17 protein-coding genes are annotated in these 24,068 nt (G+C 70.9%); 6 read left to right on the top strand and 11 right to left on the bottom strand.

Features of this window, described 5'->3' with window-relative positions; genetic code table 11:
* Nucleotides 1-5: 5 nt before the first annotated feature.
* From ACFWBW_RS03770 to ACFWBW_RS03735, 8 genes are all read right to left on the bottom strand, one after another.
* Nucleotides 6-1,043 carry an aldo/keto reductase gene (locus ACFWBW_RS03770; protein ID WP_385368023.1) on the bottom strand — a complete coding sequence of 346 codons (1,038 nt, stop codon included), beginning with the start codon at nt 1,041-1,043 and terminating at the stop codon, nt 6-8.
* Nucleotides 1,040-4,963: an ABC transporter ATP-binding protein gene (locus tag ACFWBW_RS03765; protein ID WP_385368021.1), complete on the bottom strand. Its 3,924-nt coding sequence runs from the start codon at nt 4,961-4,963 to the stop codon at nt 1,040-1,042. The genes ACFWBW_RS03770 and ACFWBW_RS03765 overlap by 4 nt, the downstream gene beginning before the upstream one ends.
* Nucleotides 4,960-6,345: an LLM class flavin-dependent oxidoreductase gene (locus tag ACFWBW_RS03760; protein ID WP_385368019.1), complete on the bottom strand. Its 1,386-nt coding sequence runs from the start codon at nt 6,343-6,345 to the stop codon at nt 4,960-4,962. The genes ACFWBW_RS03765 and ACFWBW_RS03760 overlap by 4 nt, the downstream gene beginning before the upstream one ends.
* Nucleotides 6,329-7,204: an ABC transporter ATP-binding protein gene (locus ACFWBW_RS03755; RefSeq protein WP_385368017.1), complete on the bottom strand. Its 876-nt coding sequence runs from the start codon at nt 7,202-7,204 to the stop codon at nt 6,329-6,331. Before ACFWBW_RS03755 ends, ACFWBW_RS03760 begins: the two co-directional genes overlap by 17 nt.
* A complete protein-coding gene (locus ACFWBW_RS03750) occupies nt 7,180-8,163 on the bottom strand; it encodes an ABC transporter permease (protein ID WP_385368016.1) in 984 nt (327 codons plus the stop codon). Before ACFWBW_RS03750 ends, ACFWBW_RS03755 begins: the two co-directional genes overlap by 25 nt.
* The gene (locus tag ACFWBW_RS03745) at nt 8,160-9,224 is read right to left on the bottom strand and encodes an ABC transporter substrate-binding protein (RefSeq protein ID WP_385368014.1); all 1,065 of its coding nucleotides are present in this window, start codon (nt 9,222-9,224) and stop codon (nt 8,160-8,162) included. The genes ACFWBW_RS03750 and ACFWBW_RS03745 overlap by 4 nt, the downstream gene beginning before the upstream one ends.
* A 44-nt stretch (nt 9,225-9,268) precedes the next feature.
* Nucleotides 9,269-9,775, bottom strand: coding sequence for a flavin reductase family protein (locus tag ACFWBW_RS03740; RefSeq protein WP_385368012.1), 507 nt, complete (start codon nt 9,773-9,775; stop codon nt 9,269-9,271).
* 424 nt (nt 9,776-10,199) lie between these two features.
* Nucleotides 10,200-11,453 (bottom strand): ROK family protein, encoded by a 1,254-nt coding sequence (locus ACFWBW_RS03735; RefSeq protein ID WP_385368010.1) that lies wholly within the window; start codon nt 11,451-11,453, stop codon nt 10,200-10,202.
* Nucleotides 11,454-12,085: 632 nt separating this feature from the next.
* Here ACFWBW_RS03735 and ACFWBW_RS03730 point away from each other — a divergent pair.
* On the top strand, nt 12,086-14,149 hold the full coding sequence (locus ACFWBW_RS03730; RefSeq protein ID WP_385368008.1) for a SpoIIE family protein phosphatase: 2,064 nt from the start codon (nt 12,086-12,088) through the stop codon (nt 14,147-14,149).
* 61 nt (nt 14,150-14,210) lie between these two features.
* Here ACFWBW_RS03730 and ACFWBW_RS03725 read toward each other — a convergent pair whose 3' ends face one another.
* A complete protein-coding gene (locus ACFWBW_RS03725; protein WP_385368006.1) occupies nt 14,211-14,348 on the bottom strand; it encodes a hypothetical protein in 138 nt (45 codons plus the stop codon).
* Nucleotides 14,349-14,391: 43 nt separating this feature from the next.
* Nucleotides 14,392-15,645, bottom strand: coding sequence for an extracellular solute-binding protein (locus ACFWBW_RS03720; protein ID WP_385368080.1), 1,254 nt, complete (start codon nt 15,643-15,645; stop codon nt 14,392-14,394).
* A gap of 329 nt (nt 15,646-15,974) precedes the next feature.
* Here ACFWBW_RS03720 and ACFWBW_RS03715 point away from each other — a divergent pair, with 329 nt between their 5' ends.
* Complete coding sequence (locus tag ACFWBW_RS03715; protein ID WP_385368004.1) at nt 15,975-16,838, top strand: GntR family transcriptional regulator; 864 nt, start codon at nt 15,975-15,977, stop codon at nt 16,836-16,838.
* Nucleotides 16,839-16,917: 79 nt separating this feature from the next.
* Here the strand turns inward: ACFWBW_RS03715 and ACFWBW_RS03710 are convergent, their stop codons facing one another.
* Nucleotides 16,918-18,258 (bottom strand): DUF2252 domain-containing protein, encoded by a 1,341-nt coding sequence (locus tag ACFWBW_RS03710; RefSeq protein ID WP_385368002.1) that lies wholly within the window; start codon nt 18,256-18,258, stop codon nt 16,918-16,920.
* 179 nt (nt 18,259-18,437) lie between these two features.
* Between ACFWBW_RS03710 and ACFWBW_RS03705 the strand changes: the two genes are divergently transcribed.
* The 4 genes from ACFWBW_RS03705 to ACFWBW_RS03690 all read left to right on the top strand — a co-directional run bounded on the left by ACFWBW_RS03705 (nt 18,438) and on the right by ACFWBW_RS03690 (nt 24,056).
* Nucleotides 18,438-20,060 (top strand): MFS transporter, encoded by a 1,623-nt coding sequence (locus tag ACFWBW_RS03705; protein WP_385368000.1) that lies wholly within the window; start codon nt 18,438-18,440, stop codon nt 20,058-20,060.
* A gap of 184 nt (nt 20,061-20,244) precedes the next feature.
* A complete protein-coding gene (locus tag ACFWBW_RS03700) occupies nt 20,245-20,868 on the top strand; it encodes an HdeD family acid-resistance protein (RefSeq protein WP_385367999.1) in 624 nt (207 codons plus the stop codon).
* Nucleotides 20,869-21,021: 153 nt separating this feature from the next.
* Nucleotides 21,022-22,554 carry a Na+/H+ antiporter NhaC gene (gene nhaC, locus ACFWBW_RS03695; RefSeq protein WP_385367997.1) on the top strand — a complete coding sequence of 511 codons (1,533 nt, stop codon included), beginning with the start codon at nt 21,022-21,024 and terminating at the stop codon, nt 22,552-22,554.
* Between the two features lie 41 nt (nt 22,555-22,595).
* Nucleotides 22,596-24,056: a basic amino acid/polyamine antiporter gene (locus ACFWBW_RS03690; RefSeq protein WP_385367995.1), complete on the top strand. Its 1,461-nt coding sequence runs from the start codon at nt 22,596-22,598 to the stop codon at nt 24,054-24,056.
* Nucleotides 24,057-24,068: the final 12 nt, after the last annotated feature.

Raw genomic sequence — 24,068 nt, 5'->3', positions numbered from 1 at the left:
GCCGGTCAGACGCGCGGGCGGCGGCGCAGCTGCGGGTCGGACAGCGCGGGCGGCACGTATCCGGCGTCCCGGGTGGACAGGTTCGTGCCCGGCGGCACGATCTTGTCGATGCGGTCGAGGACGTCCGCGCTCAGCCGTACCCGGTCGGCGCCCAGCTGGCTCTCCAACTGCTCGAAGGTGCGCGGCCCGATGATGGCCGAGGTGACGGCGGGGTGCTCCAGAACGAAGGCCAGGGCGAGCTGTACCAGGGTCAGCCCCGCCTCCTGCGCCAGCTGGGCCAGAGCCTCGGCGGCGTCCAGTTTGGCCGCGTTCCCGGTGTCGGCGATGTCGAAGCGCTCGGCCTGCCGGTCGATCCGGCTGGAGGTGGGCTGGTCGGCGCCCTTGCGGTAGCGGCCGGACAGCCAGCCGCCGGCGAGCGGGCTCCAGCTGAGCACGCCCAGCCCGTACTGCTGGGCGACGGGCAGGACTTCACGCTCGATGCCCCGCGCGAGGAGCGAGTACGGAGGCTGCTCGGTCACCACCCGTTCGCGGCCGCGGCGTTCGGCGAGCCACTGGCCCTCGACGATCGCGGAGGGCTCGAAGGTGGACGTGCCGATGTAGCGGATCTTGCCCTGGTGGACGAGGTCGCTGAGCGCGCCCAGCGTCTCGTCGAAGTCGGTCCCGGGCTCGGGCCGGTGCACCTGGTAGAGGTCGATCCAGTCGGTACCGAGCCGGCGCAGACTGTTCTCCACTTCACGGATGATCCAACGGCGGCTGTTTCCCTGTTCGTTGGGGTCGGAGCCGAGGCTGCCGTGGAATTTGGTGGCCAGCACCACGCCGTCCCGCCGGCCTCCGGCGAGCGCCTTGCCCACGATGGTCTCCGACTCCCCCGCCGAGTACACGTCGGCCGTGTCGACGAAGTTGATGCCCGAGTCGAGGGCCCGGTGGATGATGCGGACGCTGTCGTCGTGGTCGGTGTTGCCGCGGGCCCCGAACATCATGGTGCCCAGGGCGAGCGGGCTCACCTTGACTCCGGTGCGTCCGAGCAGGCGGTATTCGGTCATCGTGCACTCCCGTTGACGAGTTGATCGGTATGGGTGCCGGCTTGATCGGCAGGGGTGTCGGCCGGAACCCGAGGCGGAGCCGGCGGACGGACGTCCTCGCCCCCCGGCCGGTAGGCGTCCCACAGGCGCCGGTACGGCCCCTGTGCGGCCAGTAGTTGGCTGTGCGTGCCCGTCTCCACGACGGTCCCGGCGTCGAGCACCACCACGCGGTCCGCGCGGGCGGCCGTGGTGAGGCGGTGCGCCACGACCACGGTGGTGCGGCGCCGGGTGAGGGCCTCGACGGCGGCGGTGACCCGCCGTTCGGTGGCGAGGTCGAGCGATGCGGTCGCCTCGTCGAGCAACAGGATGTCGGGGTCGACCAGTTCGGCCCTGGCGAGGGCGAGCAGCTGGCGCTGGCCCGAGGACAGGCCCCGGCCGCGTTCCCCGATCTGCGTGAGGTACCCGTGCGCGAGCGTGGCCACCATCTCGTGGGCTCCGACGGCCCGGGCCGCGGCCTCCACCTCCGCGTCGGTCGCCTCCGGCCGTCCGTAGGCGATGGCGTCGCGGACGCTGCCGCCGAAGAGGTGCGGCTCCTGCGGGACGATGCCCAGTCGGCGCCGGTAGCCCGTCAGGTCGAGTTCGCGCAGGTCGTGGCCGTCGACGCGGACGGCCCCGGAGGCCGGATCGTAGAAGCGGGCCAGCAGCTTGACCACCGTCGACTTGCCCGCGCCCGTGGTCCCGACGAGGGCGACGGTCTCGCCCGGGGCGATGCGCAGCCCGATGCCGTGCAGTACGTCGCCGTCCGGTCCACCCGCGTAGTGGAAGGAGACGTCGTCGAACTCGATCTCCCCCCGCAGCGCCCCGACGGGCCGCGGGGCGGCCGCCGGGGGCGTGCCGGCGGGTGTGCGCATCAGGCCGCGCAGCCGGTTCATGCCGATGACCGCCTGCTGGTACCCGTCGAAGACCGGGGACAGCTGCTGGATCGGGGCGAAGAACAGCTCGACGCACAGCAGGAACGCGATCAGGGTGCCGGCGGTCAGCCCGCCGGAGACGACCTGGCCTGCTCCGACGGCGAGTACGGCGGCCGTGGACAGCGTGCCGAGGAACTCGACGAAGGGGAAGAAGGTGCCCATGTACCGCTGCGCCCGCAGCCGGGACGTGCTGAACGCCCTGGCGAGGGCCGCGAAGTCCTCGGCGTTGCGCTGTTCCCGGCGGAAGGCCTGGGTGATCCGCAGGGCTCCGACGTTCTCCTGGAGGTAGGCGTTGACCGTGCTGATCTGCTCGCGGGCCTCCAGGTAGGCGGGGACGGAGTAGTGCCGGAAGAGGGCGGTGGCGACGATCAGCGGTGGCAGCGCGGCCAGCAGGACCAGCGCGAGCTGCGCGTCGATGACCAGCAGGGACACCAGGACCCCGAGGACCGTCAGCAGGCTGACGACCGCCGTGATGAGGCCCGTCTGGAGGAAGTTCGACACGGCGTCCACGTCGGTGGTCATCCGGGTCATGATCCGGCCGGCCGGTTCCCGCTCGTAGTAGTCGAGGCCGAGTCGCTGCAGCTGGGCGTACGTCTTGACCCGCAGGGTGTAAAGGAGCCGCTCGCCGGTCCGCCCCGTGGTGCGGACCTGGGCTATGCCGAGCAGCCAGTTGGCGGCGACGACCACCGCCGCGGCCGCGGCGGCCCCCAGCAGGACCCCCCGCGCCTGGCCGGTGACTCCGCTGTCCACGCCGTGCCGGACGAGTACGGGTACGGCGATCTGCGCGAGCGCGTCCACGGCGACCAGCAGGAGCCCGCCGAGCAGCGGGATCCGGAAGGGGCGCAGCAGGGAGCCGAGGCGGAAGGCGGGGTCTCCCGCCACGGCCTGGGCGAGCGGGACGCCGGGCTCGGCGGCGGGCATCGGGGTCTTCGCGAGGGCGGCGAGCAGCTCGGGGGACGGTGGGGCGGAGCCGAGCACTCCGCTGCCGGGTCCGCCCCGGCCGGGGCCGGAGGCCGCGGCTGCGGCGAGGGCGTTCGCGGCGCGGACCGCGGTGGCCTCGTGGCGTACGGGGCCCTGTCCCTCCGGCCGTCGCCACAGCTCCCCGGTGACGCCGCCGACCGGTACGCCGAGCGCGCGGGCGCTCCGGTCCCCCGTGTCGGGGGCATCGGTGTCGTCGGGACGGGGCGAGGTGGACAGCAGGGACCGGAAGAGGGCCGAGCGGGCGCGCAGCTCGTCCGGCGTGCCGATGTCGGTGATCCGGCCGCCGTCCATCAGCGCGACGCGGTCCGCGAGCTCCAGGGTCGACTCCCGGTGGGCCACGATGAGCGTGGTGCGCCGGCGTCCGGCCTCTCCCAGGGCGGTGTGGATCTCCGCTTCGACCCGGGCGTCCAGGGCCGAGGTGGCGTCGTCCAGGACGAGCACGGCGGGGTCGATGAGCAGGGCCCGGGCGAGCGCGACCCGCTGGCGCTGGCCGCCGGAGAGCGTCAGCCCCTGTTCGCCGACGGCCGTGTCGTATCCGTCGGGGAGCCGGTCGATGAACTCGTCGGCCCGGGCGAGCCGGGCCGCCTCGCGGATCTGCGCGTCGGTCGCGTCCGGGTTCCCGTACGCGATGTTGGCGCGGATGGAGTCCGACAGGAGGAGGCTCTCCTCGAAGACGAAGCCGATCCGGGACCGCAGGGAGGCCAGGGTGAGGTCCCGTACGTCGTGGCCGCCGACGGACACGGCGCCCTGCCGGGTGTCGTAGAACCGGGGCAGGAGCGCGGCGACCGTCGACTTGCCGCATCCGGCCGGGCCGACGAGTGCGAGCGTCTCCCCCGGCCGTACGTCCAGGCTGAAGCCGGACAGCAGTGGCGCGGCCTCGCCGTAGCCGAAGGTCACCCCGCGCCAGGACAGGGCCGGGGCGGCGGGTCCGAGGTGGTGTGCGCCGGGTGCGTCGTCGATCGCGGGTGCTTCGTCGATGATCTCCAGGACGCGTTCGGCGCCCGCCCGGGCCTGCTGCCAGACGGTGAGGAGGGTGGCGACCTGGCGCACCGGTGTGACGAGGGATCCGAGGTAGGCGGTGAAGGCGAGGAACGTGCCCAGGGACAGCCGGCCGTCGATGGCGAGCCAGCCGCCGAGGGCGAGCACCGCCACTTGGCCCAGGGCGGGTACGGCTTGCAGCGCGGGGTTGTAGCGGCTGGTGAAGGCGACCACGCGCAGCCGGGAGGCGAAGAGCGCGCGGACCCGTTCCTCGAGCCCGCGCAGTTCGCGGTGCTCCTGGCCGAAGCCCTTGACGACGCGCACCCCGGTGACGGTGGCCTCGACGGTGGACGCCACCTCGGCGGCCTCCTGCTGGGCGTGCCAGTTGGCCGGGAAGAGGGTGCGGCGGCTGTGCAGGGCGATCATCCACAGGGCCGGTCCGACGATCAGGGCGACCACGGTGAGGAGCGGTGAGAGCCAGGCCATGAAGACGAGGGAGACGCAGAACATCATCGCGTTGCCCGTGAGGTTGGGCAGGAACTGGAGCAGGGTCTGGATGAGGGTGATGTCCGAGATGGACCTGCTCACGACCTCCCCGGTGCGCAGGCCGTCCTGCTGGGGCCCGCCGAACCGCAGCAGGGAGGCGAAGGCGTCGCCCCGCAGGTCGTACTGGACTGCGAGGGAGAGCCGCCCCGAGCGGTAGCGGCGTACGAAGGACGCCCCGAAGCGGACCGCGCCGAGGGAGCCGAGGAGCACGATCCAGGGGGCCAGGGCTCCGCCGTCCGCGGCGGCGACCTCGTCGACCACGTGGCGCAGTACGAGCGGCAGGCAGGCGGCGGCGACGGCCGCCACCGCGGCGGCTCCGAAGGCCAGCAGGACGTCGGTGCGGTGCCGCAGGCAGTAGCCGACGAGCCGCCGGGCCCAGCTTTCGGCCGGTGGTCCGCCCGCGGGACCGGCCGCCGCGTCGTGCGCGGCGGCCGGCTGCGTGGTGGCGGTGGGACAGCCCGTCACCGGGCCTCCACCAGGCCGGTGCCGGGGTGGCCGGCGGGCGCGGCGGAGCGGTCGGACGGGTGTCCCGCGGGGCGCGGGAGGCCGTAGTGCTCGCGCAGGGTCGTGCCGGTGTACTCGGTGCGGAACAGGCCGCGTTCCTGGAGGATCGGGACCACCTGGTCCACGAAGCGCTCCAGCCCGGAGGGCAGCACCGCCGGCATGATGTTGAAGCCGTCGGCGGCTCCGCTGTCGTACCAGTGCTCGATGGTGTCGGCGACCTGCTCGGCGGTGCCCGCGAAGGTGCGGTGCCCGCGGCCTCCGCCGAGGCGTCCGATCAGCTGCCGTACGGTCAGCCGTTCGCGGCGGGCCAGTTCGACGACGAGGGTGTAGCGGCTCTTGGCCCCCTCGATCTCGTCCTCGGTGGGGATGTCCGCCGGCAGTTCCGAGTCCAGGTCCAGGGCCTCCGGGGCGATGCCGATCCGCAGGGCCAGCTGCCGCTTGGCGTACTCGGGGACGATGAGCCGGTCCAGTTCGGCGTCCAGTTCGCGGGCCTCGGCCTCGGTGTCCGCGATGACGGGGACGATGCCCGGAAGGATCTTGATGCCGTCCGGGTCCCGGCCGAGGGCCAGGGCGCGCCGCTTGACGTCCTTGTAGAAGGCCGTCGCCTCTTCGAGGGTCTGCTGCGCGGTGAACACCGCCTCCGCGTAGCGTGCCGCGAAGTCCTTGCCGTCCTCGCTGGAGCCGGCCTGTACGAGGAGGGGGTGCCCCTGGGGGGAGCGCTCCACGTTGAGCGGGCCGTCGACGCGGAAGAACTCGCCTCGGTGCCCGATGGGGCGGACCCGGTCGGCCAGGGTGTGGACGCCGGCTTCCTTGTCCGCCACGACGGCGTCGTCGGACCAGCTGTCCCAGAGCTTCGTCGCGACGTCGACGAACTCGGCGGCGCGCCGGTAGCGCTCGTGGTGCAGCGGGGTGTCGTCGAGGCCGAAGTTGCGTGCGGCCTCGGCGCCTGCCGTGGTGACGATGTTCCACCCGGCACGGCCGTTCGATACGTGGTCGAGGGAGGCGAACCTCCGCGCCAGGTTGAAGGGTTCGTTGTAGCTGGTGGAGGCGGTGGCGATCAGACCGATCCGGCTGGTGACCGCGGCCAGGGCGGTCAGCAGGATGGTCGGTTCCAGCTTGCTGGAGGGCCGGCGCCCGGGGTCGCCCTGCAGGACGGGGCTGTCGGCGAGGAACACCGAGTCGAGCAGGCCGCGTTCGGCGATGCGGGCGAGGTTCTGGTAATGCGCGATGCCGGTGCCGCCGTCGGCGGGGCTCTCGGGGAGCCGCCACGACGCCTCGTGGTGGCCCACCGACATCAGGAAGGCGTTGAGGTGGAGGGGTTTGCGCTCAGGTGTTCGCGACATCGGGGTCGCCCTTCTGGTGATGGTCGGCGGCCGCGGCGGGCGCGGTCGGCGCTGTCGGCGCGGTGGGCACGCTGGCCGCGGTGGCCGCGGTGGGCGTCGGGTGCTCCGATACGCCGAGGGCGGCCAGCAGGGTGTCCCGGTACTCCTGGAAACCGGGGTGGCGCCGGCTCCGGGGGGTGGGCAGGTCGACGGCGAGGTCGAGGCAGATGCGGCCCTCGTCCAGGACGAGCACGCGGTCGGCGAGCTCCACCGCCTCGTCCACGTCGTGGGTGACGAGGAGCACGGCGGGACGGTGGCGTTCGTAGAGTTCGCGCAGCAGTCCGTGCATGCGGATGCGGGTCAGGGCGTCGAGGGCGCCGAACGGCTCGTCGGCCAGGAGCAGTTCGGGGTCGCTGACCAGGGCGCGGGCCAGGGCGGCGCGCTGCTGTTCGCCGCCGGACAGTTCGTGGGACCAGGCGCGCTCCCGGCCTGCGAGTCCGACCTCGGCCAGGGCCCGGACTCCGCGTTCGCGGACGCCGGGTCCGCGCAGTCCGAGGGTGACGTTGTCCAGCACCCGCAGCCAGGGCAGCAGGCGGGAGTCCTGGAAGGAGAGGGAGACCCGGTCGGGGACGGTCAGCTCGCCCGCTCCCTCGACCTCGTGGTCGAGGCCGGCCACGGCGCGCAGCAGGGTCGACTTGCCGGAGCCGCTGCGGCCCAGGAGCGCCGTGAACTCGCCCGCGCCGAGGGTGAGATCGAGTTCCGAGAGGATGATCCGGTCACCGAAGCGGCGGACCAGCCCGCGGGTGCGCACCGCGGGCGGGGCGAGTTCCCGTACCCGGGTACCCGACTCGGCGGTCAGCCCGCCAGCGTGCGCCGCCATGACAGGGCCCTCCGTTCGATGGCGCGGACCAGTGCGTCGGAGGAGAAGCCGAAGATCCCGTAGGCCACCAGGCCGACGATGATCACGTCGGACTGCGCGTACTGCTGGGCCTGGAACATCATGTAGCCGATGCCGCTGGTGGCGTTGATCTGCTCGACGACGATCAGGCCCAGCCAGGCCGAGGTGACGCCGAGCCGCAGTCCGACGAAGAATCCGGGCAGGGAGCCCGGGAGGACCACCTTGCGCAGGAACCGCCACCGGCTCAGCCCCAGCACCTCGGCGAGTTCGACGTGGCGGTTGTCGATGCTGGTGAGCGACGCGTAGGTGTTGATGTACATGTTCACCGCGACGCCGAGGGCGATGACGGTGACCTTCATCTGTTCGCCGATGCCGAGCCAGAGGATGAGCAGGGGCAGCATCGCCAGTGACGGGATGGCGCGCTTGATCTGGAGCGGCCCGTCCACGAGGTACTCACCGGTGCGGCTGAGTCCGGCGATCACGGCGGCCGCGACCCCCACGAGGACTCCGAACAGCAGCCCGAGGCCTGCGCGTTGGAGCGAGATGAGGACGTTGCCCTGCAGCCGGCCGTTCGCCACGAGATCGCCCGCGGTGGCGATCACGGTGCCGGGGCCGGAGAGGATGCGGGGGTCGAGGAAGCCCGCGGCGGACGCCGTCCACCAGACGGCGATGAGCAGCGCGGGACCCAGCAGCCGGCCGAAGGGGACGCCGCGACCGGGCCCCAGCCGCCGGGCCTTGCGCCCGACGGGGCGCCGTCGTCCGGGGCGCGTACCCGCAGGCTCCGCCACGGCGCCGGCCGGGTCGGCACCGGCAGCGGTCCTGCCGATGACGGTGCCGGTCTCGCCGGCCCCTCCGGTCTCCGCCTTCACCGGCCCGGGATGGTCCGCCAGGGCCCCGGGGTCCGGTGTCTGCACGCGCAGGTCCGTCAGTGCCTCGCTCATGCCCCCTCCCGGAATCCGGCCGGGACGGCCGCGGCCGCGAGGCCCTCGAACCGCCGGTCGAACAGGGACTTGGCGTCGATCTTCGGTACGAAGCCGCCCTCCGCCATCAGGTCCGCCGTCTCCTGCTCCCACCGGATGGCGTTGTCCCAGTTCGCCGGGAACCGGGGCTTCGCGAGGGAGTCGACGATGCGCCGTCCGTCGGCCGCGCTGACGCCCTGGTCCTTGACGTAGTACGCGTCGATCCACTGGCCGGAGTTGTCCCACGCCCAGGCCACGCCCTGCGCCCAGAGCGCGACGTAGCTGCGTATGGCGGCCGCCTTCGCCGGGTCGCCCAGTACTTCCAGCGGCGCCCACAGGACGGTGAGCAGGTCGACGACCTCGGTCGGTATGCCGCGGGCGCCGTCCTTCCCGTACTGCGTCAGGTACTTGGTCAGGGTCGGCTCGCCCAGGGGCGCGACATCGACCTGCTTCGACTGGAGCGCGGTGAGGAACTGCGTGCTCGGCAGCGCCACGAGCTGGACGTCGGAATGGGCGAGTCCGGCCTTCTTCAGGGCCCGCAGGACGACCACGCCCTGAGCCTGCCCCTGGGAGAAGGCGATCTTCTTGCCCTTGAAGTCCTCTGCGGCCCTGATGGACGAACCGGGCGCGGTGGCGAACGTGTAGGTGGGCTTGGGGCGTTCCTGCACGGCGACGATCCGGGCCTTCACGCCGATCGCTTCGGCCTGGATCGGCGGAATTCCCGCATTGCTCGCGATGTCGATCGAGCGTGCCCGGAATCCCTGGATGATGTCGGGGCCCGCGTTGAGATTGACCCACGAGGAGACTTTGAAGGGAAGGTTCTTGTCGAGTCCGGACGTGGCCAGTTGGATCTGCGAGGTCCGCACGGCCACGGCCAGGGAGGTTCCGGCGGGCGGCGGTCCGGTGGGCAGCTCGCCCACGGGTCCGGAATGGGCTGCGTTCGTGGTCTGGGGGGCGCATCCGGCGGCGGCCAGAAAGGCGCTGCCGGCGAGCGTGAGGAATCCTCTGCGCCCCACTGGGGACGAGGAAGTGCGGGAGGGCATGGACGTTCCTGTTCTCATGACGGGGATTCGCCGGTCGCCGGGGTTCACAGCGATTGGTAGGAGCCGTTGTGGAAGAGCAGGGGCCGGCCCGCATCGGCCTGCCAGGCCTCGACGACGCGCGCCACGACGATGTGCGCGTCTCCTGCCGGTACGAGCTGTTCGACCGCGAGGCGGAGCCAGCCCGCGACCCCGTCGAGGACCGGTTCGCCCTCGGGCAGCCGCTGCCATCGGGTCGGGGCGGCGAAGCGGTCGATGCCGCTGGTCGCGAAGCGCCTGGCCAGTCCCTCCTGGGCGGAGTCGAGGAAGTTGACCACGACCGATTCGGCCCGCTCCAGGTGCGGCCACGACGAGGAGCTCTTCGCGATGCCGAAGGAGACGAGGGGCGGGTCGAGGGACACCGAGGCCAGGGACGTGGCCGTGAAACCGACCGGGCCCGCCCCGGAGTCGGCCGTGACCACCACGACACCGCCCGGGTAGGCGCGGAAGGCCTGCTTGAAACGGGCGGGCTCGACCAGGCCCGCCACCGGATGCGAGGACAAGGAAATGCTCAAGGTTCCCCCAAGGTGAATGGTGCCGTGCGCGTGTCGCTGCCGTTGCGCGGCGGCCGCCGGAAACGGCGGTGCGGAAAAGGACGGCAGGAACCGGGTCACGGAAGAATTGGGCGCGGCAGAGCACGGACCGGCGAAGTGCCGGTCAAGCTCGGGAATGCCGCGGAAGGGCGTACGCGAAAGGAAAGGTGCAGCGCGTCATGACGGCAGTGGAAGCGCCGCCGGCTCTCGTGTCAACAACAACAGGAGCGGTGCGCGTACCGTCGGTTCCTCTGCGGGCTGTTCATGAATCCAGTCTCTCTTTCGGGAGACGACCGGGTCAACAATGCAACTTTCTGAATTAAGTCGCTTTCCGGAGGCGAGCGGCACGGCACCGCGACCGCGCCGCGACAGCGCGACGACGGCTCGACGACGGCACCGCGACCGGTCAGGACACGGCGGGCAACGCGGGCCACGGACCGAGCGGGTCGTCGTGCAGGGCGCCCAGGGCGACGGCCGCGCCCGCCGTCGCGAGCACCGAACCCGTGAAGCTGCTCGGTACGACGGACCGGGCGGCGTCGTCGCACACCAGGGACCGCGCCTCCACCTCCGCCCGCAACTCCTCCATGCACGAAGGCAGTCGGCCCGTTCCCGGTTCGACCACGACCAGCACCTCGGGGTCGAACATGTCCAGCAGGACCGCGGCCGCCCGGCCCGTGAGCCGGGCCCGCTGCCGGAACAGCTCGGCCGCCACGGGGTCGCCCCCGACGGCGAGGTCCAGCAGCTCGGCGAACCTCGTGACGGGCAGGCCCCGTTCGACGGCCCGTCGCACCATGGCCGGCTCCGAGACCTCGGACTGGAGGCAGCCGGCCGTGCCACAGGTACAGCAGGCGCCGGCGGAGGCGGTGCCCACCGGCAGGTGCGCCACGTTGCCCGCACCGAAGCGGGGTCCCTGGTGCACGGCGCCCGCGGTGACGAACGCCGCGTCGACGACGTTGCCGACGAACAGCACGACGGCGCTGCCGCGGGTGCCCACGTCACCGAAGAGCTGCTCGGCCCGCGCGAGGGCCCGCGAATGACTGTCGAGGTGCACGGGCACGCCGGTCGCCCTGGCCAGCTCGTCCCGTACGGGAACGCCCCGCCAGCCCAGTTGGGGGTGGTGCACCACGGTGCCGGCTTCGGGATCGACCCAGTGCCCGGTGGCGACGCCCAGGGCCAGTGCCGTCCTCCCGGCCCCGTGCGCGGCCAGCAGCCGGGGCAGTCCGGCCGCCACCCGGGCGAGCACCCGCCCGGGTTCGGTGCCCTCGTGGGGTCGGCGCTCCTCCGCGACGATCCGCCCGGTCAGGTCCATCAGGGAGAGCGTCACGTGGGGAACCGCGATGTGCGCCCCGGCGACGAGGAAGCGGCTGGTGTCGATCTCCACCGGGATGAAAGGGCGGCCCAGCCCCCGGGGTCCCGCGGTCTCGGGGCCTTCCCTGACCAGCCCCCGGTCCAGCAGCGCCCCGCAGTGCCCGCTGACCGACGCGGGCGAGAGCCCGGTGAGCCGGGCGATGGTGCTGCGGGCGACGGGACCGTGGTCGAGGACGGCGCCCAGCACCGCTCCGGTGCCGGAGGCCCTGCGCAGCGGGTTCGCACCGGCCGGTGGGATGTCGGAACGACGCAGCGGAGCGAGGCGGGCGGCTGAGGTCTTCGATCTGTCCACGGGGGCCTTCCAGGTCCTGTGCGGTGGCACGCGACGCCCGGACGCCGGGACCGGCTCGCGACGGGCGGCCGGCTCCGGGCAGGGGCGTGTACGGGAAGCTCCAAGGAGGGAGCGCTGTTCACCAGAACGCGGGGACACTGCGGGAGCTCAGGCTCCGGGCCCGCCTGCGGGCAGGACGAAGACGAGGGATCCGCGCGGTCGCCGTACGGTCAGGACCACTGACACGCGGCGGAGCAGACACGCTTCAGGTCGACGTGACCTCGTGTCGTCAGAAGCGCGGATCGGTACATGGCGCGCAACATAGCCGGGGCGGCGCGAGCCGGTCAATCGGCCGCCCGCACCGTGGACGGCGCTGCACCGGGTCCCGTCCGCAACCGCGAGGGCGGGAATCCGCGGCGAACACCGGGTGACGAGCCGCCCCGCCGACCGGCCGCCGGGGCGCCGCCCGGGGCCGGCCGACACGACATCGGCATCAGCTGTACATGTTCTTCTCGTCGTACGAGGCACCGCGGTGGCGCCCCGGGCCAGTACATCGGCAGGCACTACTGGAGAACAGCTGACCTCGCCCCCACCGCGCGCCCGCCGCCGGGGCCCGCATAATGGTGGGTACGGCGGGTGGAAGGGGACATCTCGTGCCATCGGCTCTGCCGGGGGGCGAGGACGCTCACGGCCCGTTCTGGTCCGAGCCGGGGGCGATGCTGGAGCACGTGCCCGTGGCCGTCTTCGGTGTCGATGACGGCGACCGCGTCTGCTACTGGGGGCCCGGTGCGCGGGACCTCTTCGGGTACGAATCCACCGCCGTCCTGTCCAGGCCCGGCGCCGTGCTCTTCGCCGACGGGCCCCGGAGCGCCTCCGATGCTTGCGCCCGGCTCACGGAACGGGGCCGGACCCTCGGGTACTGGAGGGGCCGGCTGACGGCACGGCATCGTGACGCCACGCACTTCGAGTGCGGTTTCCGGGCCTTCTCCGTAAAGGGAGCCGGAGGGCGTTCGGTGGTGATGGCCCTGGCGAGCCGCAGCGACGAGCTCGACCGGGTCAAGACAAACCTCGCCTTCCTCGACGCCCTCTTCGAGACCTGCCCCATCGGCCTGGTCATGCTCGACCCGGACCTCCGGTACGTCCACCTCAACCAGGCGCTCGCCGACATGGACGGCCTCCCGATCGCGTCGCACCTCGGGCGGCCCATGGACGAAATCATGATCATGTCCGACGGCGGCGAGTACCAGAGCATGCTCCGGACCGTCGCCCTGGGCGGGCCACCGGTCGTGGGGACGCTGGTGGGCATGCGCCCGCGCGGGCATCCGGACCGTGACCAGGTACGGTCGGTGAGCTTCTTCCCCCTGACCCAGGCAGTCGGCTCGCGCCCCGGGGTGGGCGGGCTGATGGTGGACGTGACCGACCGGGAACATGCCATCCTCGAAGCCACCGCCAGCCGTCGAAGGCTGGCGCTGCTCGATGGGGCCTCCACCCGCATCGGAACCACCCTGGACGTGAACCTCACGGCCCAGGAGCTGGTCGACGCGTCGATGCCGGACTTCTGCGACGGCGCAGTCGTCGAACTCGTGGAGTGGATGGACGAGGCAGCGGACTTTGATCCGGCGCGGCCGCTGATCACCCGCCGGATCGCATCCGGGACGATCCTGCCCCCTCCCGCCACCGAGCTCGTGAGCGGGGTGGCGACGGTGCGGTATCCGCCCGGCTCCGTCATCCACGACATGCTGCGGACGGGTCGTGCCATCTCAGCCGTGGTGAACGAGGAGTTCCTGGCCCGGACGGTCCTCATCGAGTCACGCGCCCGGCTCTTCGCCGAGAGCGGGTTGGCCTGCGTCCTCGTCGCCCCGCTCATCGCCAGGGGCACCGTCCAGGGGATCGCCATGTTCGGCCGGTCCGTGGACCGGCCGGTCTTCACCAAGGACGACGTCAGCCTTGCGAGTGAGCTCGCCTCACGTGCTGCCATCTGTCTGGACAACGCCCGTCTGTACAGCCGTGTCCAGGACATCGCCCTCACACTGCAGCGGGCCTTGCTGCCCAGCGCGTTGGCGACCAGCCCGTACGTGGACGTGGCCCACCGGTACGTACCCGGCAGCCGAATCACCGAGGTCGGAGGCGACTGGTACGACGTGATCAACCTCCCTGACGGCCGGGTCGTCCTCGTGGTGGGCGACGTGATGGGCCACGGAGTGTCGGCCGCCGCCGCCATGGGCCGCCTCCGCATCACCACCAAGGCCCTGGCCAGGCACGACAGCGAGCCCGCCGACCTGCTCACCGAACTCGACGCGTGCGCCCAGGAGGCGGGCATCGAGCTGGCGACGTGCCTGTACATCGTCTACGACCCGAAGACCGGACGCGCCCGCATCGCCAGCGCCGGCCATCCCCCGCCCCTGTTGCTCCGGCCGGACGGCACAGTGGAGAGCATCGACGAGGTCCTGGGAGTTCCTCTCGGCGTCGGTGGCTTCCCCTTCCGAACGACCGCGATCGAACTCCCCGAGAACGCGACCCTCGCCCTGTACACCGACGGCCTCATCGAGGCGCGCGGCCGGGACATCGATGCCGGCCTGGAAGCATTGAGCGTCGAACTACGAAGATCCCCAAGGCCCTTGGAAGCAATGGCGGACCACATCCTCGCGAGCCTGCTGCCCACCCCGCCGACCGACGACACCGTTCTCGTCCTCGCCCGCGTCCACCGCGCTCCGTAGGGGACTCACCGGGCGCGACTCCCGGTGTACCGACGGCAGGACAGCAGGACAGCAGGTCTGCCTACTCCTCCACCTGGTCGGCGCACGCCGACCGGATGCCCTCCAGCAGCTCTGGGCAGCGCTCGCCGTACGTGTTCACCGCGTCCCACACCGCGTCCAGTGCCGCCTGCAGCGGATCGGGATCGGCGGCGGCGAGCACCGTGCGGCCGTCCCCCAGCCGGTGACTCCGCGTCGCGTCGGCCTCAGCCCTGTTCGCCGGCCTGCTTCGCCTTCGCCGCGATCTCTTCGAGTACGCGCTTCGGGTCTCCGCCCGGTTCCACGGCGCGGCCGATGTTGCGCTTGATCGTGTCGCTGACCACCATCCAGGACGGGTCGTTCACCGGATAGAGCCGGGCGCTCTCCAGAGCGGTCAGGAACTCGTTGTCGGTCTTGTCCATGCCCTCGCTGCCGGCCAGGGCGCGTGAGGCGGAGACCGTGGAGGGCAACAGGTGGTAGCGGCCGGCGAAGTCCGAGAGGTTCTTGTCCTGGTAGACGAACTCCAGGAACTTGCCGATCTCCGTCCGCTTGCCGTTCTGCTTGAACGCCATCATCCAGTCGGCCACGCCCACCGTGGGCGGGGCCTCCCCGGATCCGAGGGTGCCCGAGACCGGCATCGCCACGGTCCCGACGTCCATGCCCTTGGCGCGCGCCTGGTGGTACAGCGAGGGGTACCCGTTGAGCATGCCGACCTCGCCCCGCAGGAAGGCGGCGAAGGCCTCGGCGCGGTTGAGCTTCGACGGCGGGACCGGTCCGGTGAGCCCCGGAGCGACCAGCTCGTTCTTCACCCAGTTCCACGTCTTGATGTTCTGGGCGGAGGCGAGGCTGTAGTTGCCGCTGCTGTCGGCGTATCCGCCACCGTTGCTGAGTTCCCAGATCATCGCCTCGGCGTGGGCCTCCTCCGGGCCGAGGGGCAGGGCGTACGGGTACTCCACCCCCTTGGTCTTGAGGGCTTTCGCGGCGGCCTTGAGTTCGCTCCAGGTCTTGGGGGCCTTGACGCCGGCCTTGGCGAAGAGCGTCTCGTTGTAGAAGAGGAGGCGGCTGCTCGCCACGAACGGCAGACCGTAGAGGGTGCTTCCGATGGAGCCGGAATCGGCGAGCGGCGCGAGGAAGTTCGCCTCGGCGCTGACCGAGAGCAGCTCGTCCGCGGAATAGAGCCTGCCCTGGGCGGCGAAGTCCGAGTAGGAGCCCATGAGGGCGATGTCCGGAGCCTTGCCGTCCTTCACCATTTCGGTGACCTCACGATCGATGTCGGCCCACGGAAGGAGCGTGACCTCGACCCTGATACCGGGGTTCGCGGCGGTGAAATCATCGGTCACCTTGGACCAGAAGGCCTCGGAACTGGTGGCCTGAGTGTCCCCGTACTCGGCGGCCACGAGGACCAGCGTCCCTGCGTCCCCCGCGCTGCCCGGGGAGGCACCACATCCGGACAGCGGAACCAGCAGACCGAGTACAACCATGGTGGCGGCCTGCCCGAAAGTTCTTCGTCGCACGGGTCTGTTCCCCTGATTTTCTTCCGCGTTCCGTTACTGATCATGCCGATCCGGGCGGAAGGGGTGACCGCTCAACGCCCGTTGGCCGGGATTCTCTCCACACGTTGGCCCGCTTGGCGTCACCGGACGAACATCTCTGGTAGATGACCCAAACCAGACCCCCTCCAATAGTGGGTTCCGACGGGGCGGCAGGGATTCTGACGCGCGTAGAACAACCGAACGCTCGGTTCCGGTAGCGGGAAGGGGCTTTGACTCACTGCGGGACGCTTTGCGCATGGGGACGGGTCCGGCAAGCAGTGAACCGACAGTTCGCAAGTCGCGTTCACCCCGCATACCCACTCCAGAAAGCGCTTTCTACGAGCCGCGGATCACGCCAGGCTGAACGCGGCCGAGGGGTCGAGGGTCTTCGCCGCCCCTCCCGCCGAAACCTCGCCACCACCGCCGCCGAGTTCGGCGTCAACCGTCAGACCGTCCGGGCCGCACTCCAGCAACTGCGCGAGCAGGGGCTGGTGTCCACCGACCGCCGCGGGACCCGCGCCGCGAGGGCCGACTCCCCTGCGGCACCCGCCCTTGCGGGACCCGCGACGGGCTACGGCGCCGGACTGCTCCTCCCCGCAATGGCCGTGGGGACCGGGCAGAGCTCCATGTTCGCCGCGCCGGTCTCCGCCACCCTGGCCCGCCTGCTGGGCGTCCCGGCCGGTCGCCCGGTCCTGGTGCACCGCCACCGCGTACTCACCGCGACGGGAGAACCGTACGGAGACGCCCTGACCTCTCACACCCGTCGCCGTACTGGAGGTCCGCGAACTCTCCCGCTACCTGCCCCGCCTGCCGGTGGAGGCCCCCGACCTACGGCTCGCGGATCAGTGGATCGACCGCGCGGGCCTGATCCCGACCGTGACCCGCAAGGGCCGCCGGCCCCGAAGAGGGCGCAGGCGCCGGTCCCGCTCAAGGACCGCGCGGGAAACGGGGTTTCAGCGCCCACCGCCCTGAAGGCGATACGTGAACGGAGAGACCCGCGCCACATCCCCACCGCTTCAGCACCGGTCTTGCCCTCGCCCGCCCTCGCGTTCCTCATGGCGCCGGCGCTGCGTCGCTCCGACTGCGCCGCACCGTGCCGACATTGGCCACGGACGGGCGTTCACGCCGCAACCGACTGGTGACCCCGGGACGGCCCGAGCCGCCACACGATTCCTCGCACCGAACCACTCCCAGCGCATAACCGACGATCGAAGGATTCGGTCAGATGCCGTGGGTGGCGGTGATGGTTCCTTCGGAGATGGCTGCGGTGAGCAGGGCGTGGTCCTGGACTGTCTGGTCCGCGTAATGAAGTGCGAAGTCGGCTATGGCGCGGTCGAAGGTGTCGCCTTTGCCGAGGTACCCGGCGATGGCGATGCGGTCGCCGGAGCGTGCGTGCGCACGGGCCAATGCCGTGCCGCACAGTTCCGCGTACTGACGGAGCATGTCCGGCGTCATGGTCTCCACGACGGCCGACCCCTTCATGTCGCGCAGTTGCCGGACGTAGAAGTCGCGCCCGGCCGGTCCGGTCGTCCAGCCGAGGAAGATGTCTCCGGCCGACTGGAGGAGTTTCTGTCCCGCGACCACCCGGTGACCGTGATGGCCGTGGCTGCCGGCAGGGAGATGGTCCTCCAGCACCGAACGTCCGGCCTCCTTGATCTGGAGGAAGAGCGGGTCCTCCTCGTCGCGGCCCATCAGCAGGACGATGAAACAGCGGGTGCCGACGCTACCGACGCCGACGGCCTTCCGTGCTGCTTCGACGAACCGGTAGCGGTCGAGCAGGAGGCGTCGCTCTTCGGGAAGTGTGCCGCGGTATTCGCTGAAGATCTCACCGACGCCCTGGCTCTCAGGCGAGGTCAGGGGCTCGAGCAGGGGCGGGTCGTGGATGATGCGCCGATGGCCGTCCCGGATCTCGGTGAGCTTGGCGAGTGCCTGAAGACTGGTACGCCGCCGGGCCCGAGCCAGGCTCGTCTCGACCCTGCTTCGCAGCTTGCTCTCGCGGATCAGTGGGATTACCTCGGCCGCGTCGAACCGCTGGTACCAGACGACGAGTTCGCCCTGTTCAGCCAGCCTTCGCATGGACAGCCGGTATGCCTGGGTGGCGGCGAGGGCGATCCGCCACGCGTGGTCGTCGCCGTGGCCGTTGTCGAGGGCGGCCACGGCCGTGCTGGCGGCGAGCCGTTTGACGTCCCATTCGAAGGGGCCGGGCAGGGTTTCGTCGAAGTCGTTGAGGTCGAACAGCAGGGCCCGCTCGGGTGAGGCGAAGAGGCCGAAGTTCAGCAGGTGGGCGTCGCCGCAGAGCTGGACGGTCAGGCCCGTGCCGGGTTTCGCCGCCAGGTCCGCGGCCATCACAGCGGCTGCGCCGCGCAGGAACGCGAACGGGGAGGCCGCCATCCGCCCGTATCGGATCGGCAGCAGCTCGACGACGCGGTCGGCGGCCTGCCGCTCCAGCACGTCGAGCGGGTCGGGACGGTCCTCCGCCGCCGTCCACCGCCCGTGCGAGGTCCGGGTCACCTGCTGTCTGGCTGACCTGCCACGTCGGGCCCTCTCAGCTGGACTGGTCATACCCATCTCCTTGCCACCCCCACCTCCCCAGCCTGAGCTCGCCGGGGCCCACACGCACGTCCACCACGCTGGACGCCGGCCCTCACGGGGCACACTGTCGGTGCTCGGCTGCCGCCAACCAGCTGACCCTTTCGGCGGGTCTGGGTCAGGCGGGCTCGAGCCACTGGGAGCGTGCTGCCATGGCACCCGAGGCAGGCACACCCGCGAAGACGGCAGGGGCGGGGGTCGTACTGCTGACCCTCGCTGCCGGCCAGTTCTTGATGGCGCTCGACAGCTCCGTCATGAATGTGTCGATCGCGACGGTGGCCGACGACGTGGGTACGACCGTGACCGGGGTCCAGGGCGCGATCACGGCCTACACCCTCGTGATGGCGATGTTCATGATCCCCGGCGGCAAGGTCGGCGCGCTCATCGGCCACAAGCGGGCATTCCTGATCGGCTGCGTGATCTACGGCTGCGGATCCCTGATCACCGCGCTGGCCCCGAACCTGCCCGTGCTCCTGCTGGGCTGGTCGTTCCTCGAGGGCATCGGAGCCGCGCTCATCCTGCCCGCGATCGTCGCGCTGGTCGCCGGCAACTTCACGGCGGAGCGCCGGCCGGGCGCGTACGGACTGGTGGCCGCCTCCGGAGCCGTGGCGATCGCGGTCGGGCCGATCATCGGGGGCATCGCCACGACGTACTTCTCCTGGCGCTGGGTCTTCGCCGGTGAAGTCGCCATCGTGCTCGCCATCCTGGTGCTCGCCCGCCGCACCGCCGACGCGCCGGTCGGCGAGCGCCGGCGCATCGACCTGGTCGGCGCCGTGCTGTCCGCCCTCGGGCTGGGAGTCTTCGTCTACGGGGTGCTCCGCTCGAGCGAGTGGGGCTGGTTCCTGCCGAAGCCCGGTGCGCCCGCCTGGTTCGGGATCTCCCTGGTCGTGTGGCTGATGCTGGTGGGCCTGTTCCTGGTGTGGCTCTTCCTCCGTTGGGAGGCCCGCCTCGTGGAGCGGCACCGAGAGCCTCTGGTCGACCCGGCCCTGCTCCGCAACCGGCAGCTCACCGGCGGGCTGACGATGTTCTTCTTCCAGTACCTCGTACAGATGGGCGTGTTCTTCGTCGTACCGCTCTACCTGTCGGTCGCGCTCGGACTGTCCGCGCTCATGACCGGCGCACGCATCCTGCCGCTCTCCCTGACCCTGCTGGCCGCCGCCGTCCTGATCCCGCGCTTCCTCCCGAACGCCTCACCGCGGCGGGTGGTGCGACTCGGCATCCTCGCACTGCTCGCGGGCGCGGTCGCCCTGCTCGCTGCACTGGACGCGCACGCGGGCGCGGAGATCGTCACCATCCCGCTCCTGCTGATCGGGCTCGGCATGGGAGCGCTGGCCTCCCAGCTCGGGGCGGTCACCGTGTCCGCGGTCCCGGACAAGCAGAGCGCGGAGGTCGGCGGCATCCAGAACGCCGTCACCAACCTCGGCGCCTCGATCGGAACGGCACTCGCCGGATCGATCCTGATCGCCACGCTCACCACCTCCTTCCTGACCACCATCGGTCAGAACCCGGCCATCCCGGACGACGTCAAGAGCCAGGCGTCGGTCCAGCTCGAGAGCGGCGTGCCCTTCATGTCGGACGCCCAGCTCAAGACCGCCCTCGAAAGGGCGGGCACGAGCCCGGAGGTCGCCTCTGCCGCGATCGATGCGAACACCGCAGCGAGGCTCGACGGTCTCCGTGCCGCACTCGCCATCCTCGCCCTCACCGCCCTCCTCGCCATGTTCTTCACCCAACGGATCCCCTCGACCCCCGCGAAGACGGCAGAACCCGACGGATGACACGTCCCACCCCGGAACGGTGAGCCGCTGGAGGCATGCTGGAAGGAGGGCCGAGGCCGGACGGGCAAACCGGGTGGATCGGCAAGCCGGGTCCGACCGGCCTAAAATGGGCCTGACAGGCGAGCAAGGCATGTCCGATGGCTTCGAAGGGCCTCTACAGGGACCTTCGGCCGGCCCGGGAGGCATGATGTCCCTTTCCGACGCGGCACCGCATCGCAGGCAGAACGATCCCGAGGACGTACTCAAGCAGCTCGGGGGTTCGTGGCACTGGGCGCTCGGTTTCGCCCTCGCGACCTTGATCCCCGGCATCCTCGTACTCGTCTGGCCCGACGAGACGCTGCACATCCTGGCCGTGATCATCGGCCTCCAGCTCCTGGTAGCCGGTGGCTTCCGTTTCGTGACGGCGTTCTCGCACAGCGGCGACGTGGGCGGCAGCAGACTGGCGGGAATCCTGATCGCCATGCTGGCGTTCCTGGCGGGGGTCCTGGTTCTGCGCCATCCGATGCAGACGATCGGCGCACTGTCCCTGATCGTGGGCGTGTTCTGGCTGCTGACCGGAGTGCTCACGGCCTACGTCGCGATCGCCGACCGCGCACTCGTGCACCGCGGGCTGCTCTTCGGCCTGGGCGCCCTCGGCGCCGTCGCCGGGATCGTCGTGCTCTGCTTCCCGGTGGACTCTGCGGTCGCTCTGACACGGCTGCTGGGGCTGTGGCTCGTCCTGCTCGGCGTCTTCGAAGTGGTGATGGCCTTCGCCCTGCGCTCCGCAACCCGACAGGGCTCCGGGGCAGGAATCGGAGCGCCGTCGTAGCCCTTGCCTTCGCCGTAGCGGGTGCCGTCAACACGGACGCCGTCACGTCGCGACACTCACTCAGCTACGAGATATCCACCGATATGAGGCTATATTCCACTTCTCGGAGGGCTACGGCGTCGCGGCCGATGCCCATGCGTGAACGGGGCTGGGATGCGGGACGAGGAAGAAGGCGAAGCGCCGGGCCCTCCGGTGCGCGAGCCGTCCCTGCTCGACTCGATCGTGCCCCTGGTGGTGCTGGCCGTACTGGTCGCCGGCTCGCTGGCCCTGTTCGGGCTCGACGCACTGGACGGGCCGATCCAGGTGGCCCTGGTGCTGTGTGCGATGGCTGCGGCGCTGGTGGCGATGAAGAACGGCCATCCGTGGAGTGCGGTGCAGCAGGCAGGCCAGCGCGCCCTTTCCTCGATCACCAGCGCGGTGTTCATCCTCCTGGCGGTGGGCGCCCTGATCGGGGTGTGGAACCTTTCCGGGACGATCCCGACCTTGGTGTACTACGGCATCCAGGCGCTCTCACCGAGTTGGTACTACGCCGCCACGGCCGTCATCTGCGGCGCCATCGCCCTGAGCATCGGGAGTTCCTGGACGACCGCGGGCACGATCGGCGTGGGGTTGGTCGGAGTCGCGGACATGCTCGGCGTGTCCACAGCGATCACAGCCGGCGCGGTGATCTCGGGCGCGTACCTCGGAGACAAACTCTCCCCGCTGTCGGAGACGACGGTTCTGACCGCCCAGATGGTGAAGGTCGATGTCCACGAGCACATCAAACGCCAGGCGTGGACGTCGTTGCCCGCGTTCTTCATCGCCTTCGCGGTCTTCCTGGTGATCGGCCTGGTCAAGAGTGCCGACGTGGTCAACCCGGTGGGAGAGGACATCGAGCTCGCCCGCCTCGGCGACATCTACCACATCACTCCCTTGAACCTTCTGCCTCTCGTCCTCCTGGCCTTCCTGTCGGTCAAGAAGGTGCCGGCTTCGCTCGCCCTCATCGGCTCGGCCATCTTCGCGGGCGTGCTCGGCGCGTTCCTGCAGCCCTCCGTGATGCGGGACTTCGTCGCCGGATCCGGAGACGTCGTGCTCGAGTCGCTGAAGGGCATCTGGCTCGCCATGGCGAACGGATTCTCCATCCAGTCCGGCATCCCGCTGATCGACCAACTGCTCTCACGTGGCGGCATGGACAGCATGCTCCTCACCCTCTGGCTGATCATCGGTGCGGTCACCTTCGGTGCCGTGCTGGAGGAGTTCGGCCTCATCGCCCGGCTCGTGGACCCGCTGATCCGCTCGGCGAAGAGCACCGGCCGCCTGTTCCTCACCGTGTTCGCCTGCGCCTTCGGCCTGAACGTCGTCGCCGGTGACCAGTACATCGCCCTCGTTCTGCCCTCGCGGGTGTTCCGTCTGGAGTTCGAGAAGCGCGGGCTCGCACCGACGAACCTGTCCCGTCTCTGCGCCGACAGCGGCACGGTCACCTCCGCGCTCGTCCCGTGGAACTCCTGCGGCGCGTTCATGGGAGCGGTGCTCGGCGTCCCCACTCTTACCTACGCCCCGTTCGCGATCTTCAACTACGCCAGCCCGGCCCTGAGCGTCCTCTACGGCATCACCGGGTTCAAGATCGAGAAAGTCGCACCGCCCGAGGCCGGGTCAGTGACCGGCTCCGAGGGCGGGTCCGGGTCCGGGGCCTCCATCGGCCAGTAGCCGGCCGCCCCCACCACCGAGAGTCGTAGACGAAGGAAGCCATGAGCAACGCCGAGACCAACGACGCGGCGGCGACCACCGCAGGCCGGCCGGCCGTCAAGTTGACGCTGCTGACACTGACCGCGATGGTGGTCGGCTCGATGGTCGGCGCCGGGGTGTTCTCCCTACCGCGCCGCTTCGCCCAGGAGACGGGGGTTGCGGGCGCCCTGATCGCCTGGGCGATCGCCGGTACGGGCATGCTGATGCTCGCGTTCGTGTTCCAGACCCTCGCGGTACGCAGGCCCGACCTCGACGCGGGCGTGTACGCCTACGCCAAGGCCGGATTCGGGGAGTACCTCGGGTTCTTCTCCGCCTTCGGCTACTGGGCGAGCGCGTGCGTCGGCAACGTCACCTACTGGGTGCTCATCATGTCGACGATCGGCGCGATCTGGCCCGCGCTCGGCGACGGGGACACCCTCCTCGCCGTCATCCTCTCCTCGGTCGGCTTGTGGGCGTTCTTCCTGCTGATCCGCCGCGGAGTGAAAGAGGCGGCCGCGATCAACAAGATCGTGACCGTGGCGAAGGTCGTGCCCATCCTCGTCTTCGTCGTCCTCGCCCTGTTCTGCCTCGACACGGACGTCTTCGCAGCCAACTGGGGCGGCGCCGACTACGCCGGTTCACTGTTCAACCAGGTCCGCGGGACGATGCTGGCCACCGTCTTCGTCTTCCTCGGTGTCGAGGGGGCGAGCGTCTACTCCCGGCACGCCAAGCGGCGCGAGGACGTCGGGCGCGCCACCGTCCTGGGATTCCTCAGCGTCTTCGCCGTCTTCGCCTCGGTCACCATCGTGTCCTACGGGATCATGCCGATGGCCGAGATCGCCGAGCTGCGCCAGCCCTCCATGGCCGGTGTCCTGGAGCACGCAGTCGGCACCTGGGGCAAGGTCTTCGTCAGCGTCGGACTGATCGTCTCCGTCCTCGGCGCCTATCTGGCCTGGACACTCATGGCCGCGGAAGTGCTCTTCGTCGCCGCGAAGGACAAGGACATGCCCCGTTTCCTGGGGCGGGCCACCTCTGAGGACGTGCCGGTTCCCGCGCTGTTGATGACCACGTCCCTGAGCCAGGTCGTCCTGGTCGTCACGATGTTCTCCGAGGACGCGTTCAACTTCGCGCTCGACCTGACCAGCGCACTGAGCCTGATCCCCTTCCTGCTCGCCGCGGCCTTCGCCGTGAAGGTCGCCTCCGGGCCGGGCCGCGAGGAGACCGTCGGGCGGAGCACGCGTGGGGAGCTGGCGATCGCGGTGGTCGCCACGCTGTACACGGCGTTCCTGCTCTTTGCCGCCGGGCTCAAGTTGGTCCTGGTCTCCTTCATCCTCTACGCCCCGGCGACGTTCCTGTTCGTCAAGGCGCGGCGGGAGCAGAACCGGCGCCTGTTCTCCCCCGGCGAGGCCGTCATCTGTGCCGTCTCCATCGCCGGCGCTCTCGTGGGAGTGCTCGCTCTGGCCGTGGGCTGGATCGAGCTGTGATCCGTACCTGAC

This window comes from Streptomyces sp. NPDC059957, assembly GCF_042730015.1.
GTDB lineage: Bacteria > Actinomycetota > Actinomycetes > Streptomycetales > Streptomycetaceae > Streptomyces.
This window is presented reverse-complemented; position numbering and strand designations above follow the sequence as displayed.

Coding starts and splice junctions, on each gene's coding strand:
- ACFWBW_RS03770 (WP_385368023.1), bottom strand. CDS start 1,043: ATGACCGAATACCGCCTGCTCGGACGCACCGGAGTCAAGGTGAGCCCG.
- ACFWBW_RS03760 (WP_385368019.1), bottom strand. CDS start 6,345: ATGTCGCGAACACCTGAGCGCAAACCCCTCCACCTCAACGCCTTCCTG.
- ACFWBW_RS03755 (WP_385368017.1), bottom strand. CDS start 7,204: ATGGCGGCGCACGCTGGCGGGCTGACCGCCGAGTCGGGTACCCGGGTA.
- ACFWBW_RS03750 (WP_385368016.1), bottom strand. CDS start 8,163: ATGAGCGAGGCACTGACGGACCTGCGCGTGCAGACACCGGACCCCGGG.
- ACFWBW_RS03745 (WP_385368014.1), bottom strand. CDS start 9,224: ATGCCCTCCCGCACTTCCTCGTCCCCAGTGGGGCGCAGAGGATTCCTC.
- ACFWBW_RS03720 (WP_385368080.1), bottom strand. CDS start 15,645: ATGGTTGTACTCGGTCTGCTGGTTCCGCTGTCCGGATGTGGTGCCTCC.
- ACFWBW_RS03710 (WP_385368002.1), bottom strand. CDS start 18,258: ATGACCAGTCCAGCTGAGAGGGCCCGACGTGGCAGGTCAGCCAGACAG.
- ACFWBW_RS03705 (WP_385368000.1), top strand. CDS start 18,438: ATGGCACCCGAGGCAGGCACACCCGCGAAGACGGCAGGGGCGGGGGTC.
- ACFWBW_RS03700 (WP_385367999.1), top strand. CDS start 20,245: ATGATGTCCCTTTCCGACGCGGCACCGCATCGCAGGCAGAACGATCCC.
- nhaC (WP_385367997.1), top strand. CDS start 21,022: ATGCGGGACGAGGAAGAAGGCGAAGCGCCGGGCCCTCCGGTGCGCGAG.
- ACFWBW_RS03690 (WP_385367995.1), top strand. CDS start 22,596: ATGAGCAACGCCGAGACCAACGACGCGGCGGCGACCACCGCAGGCCGG.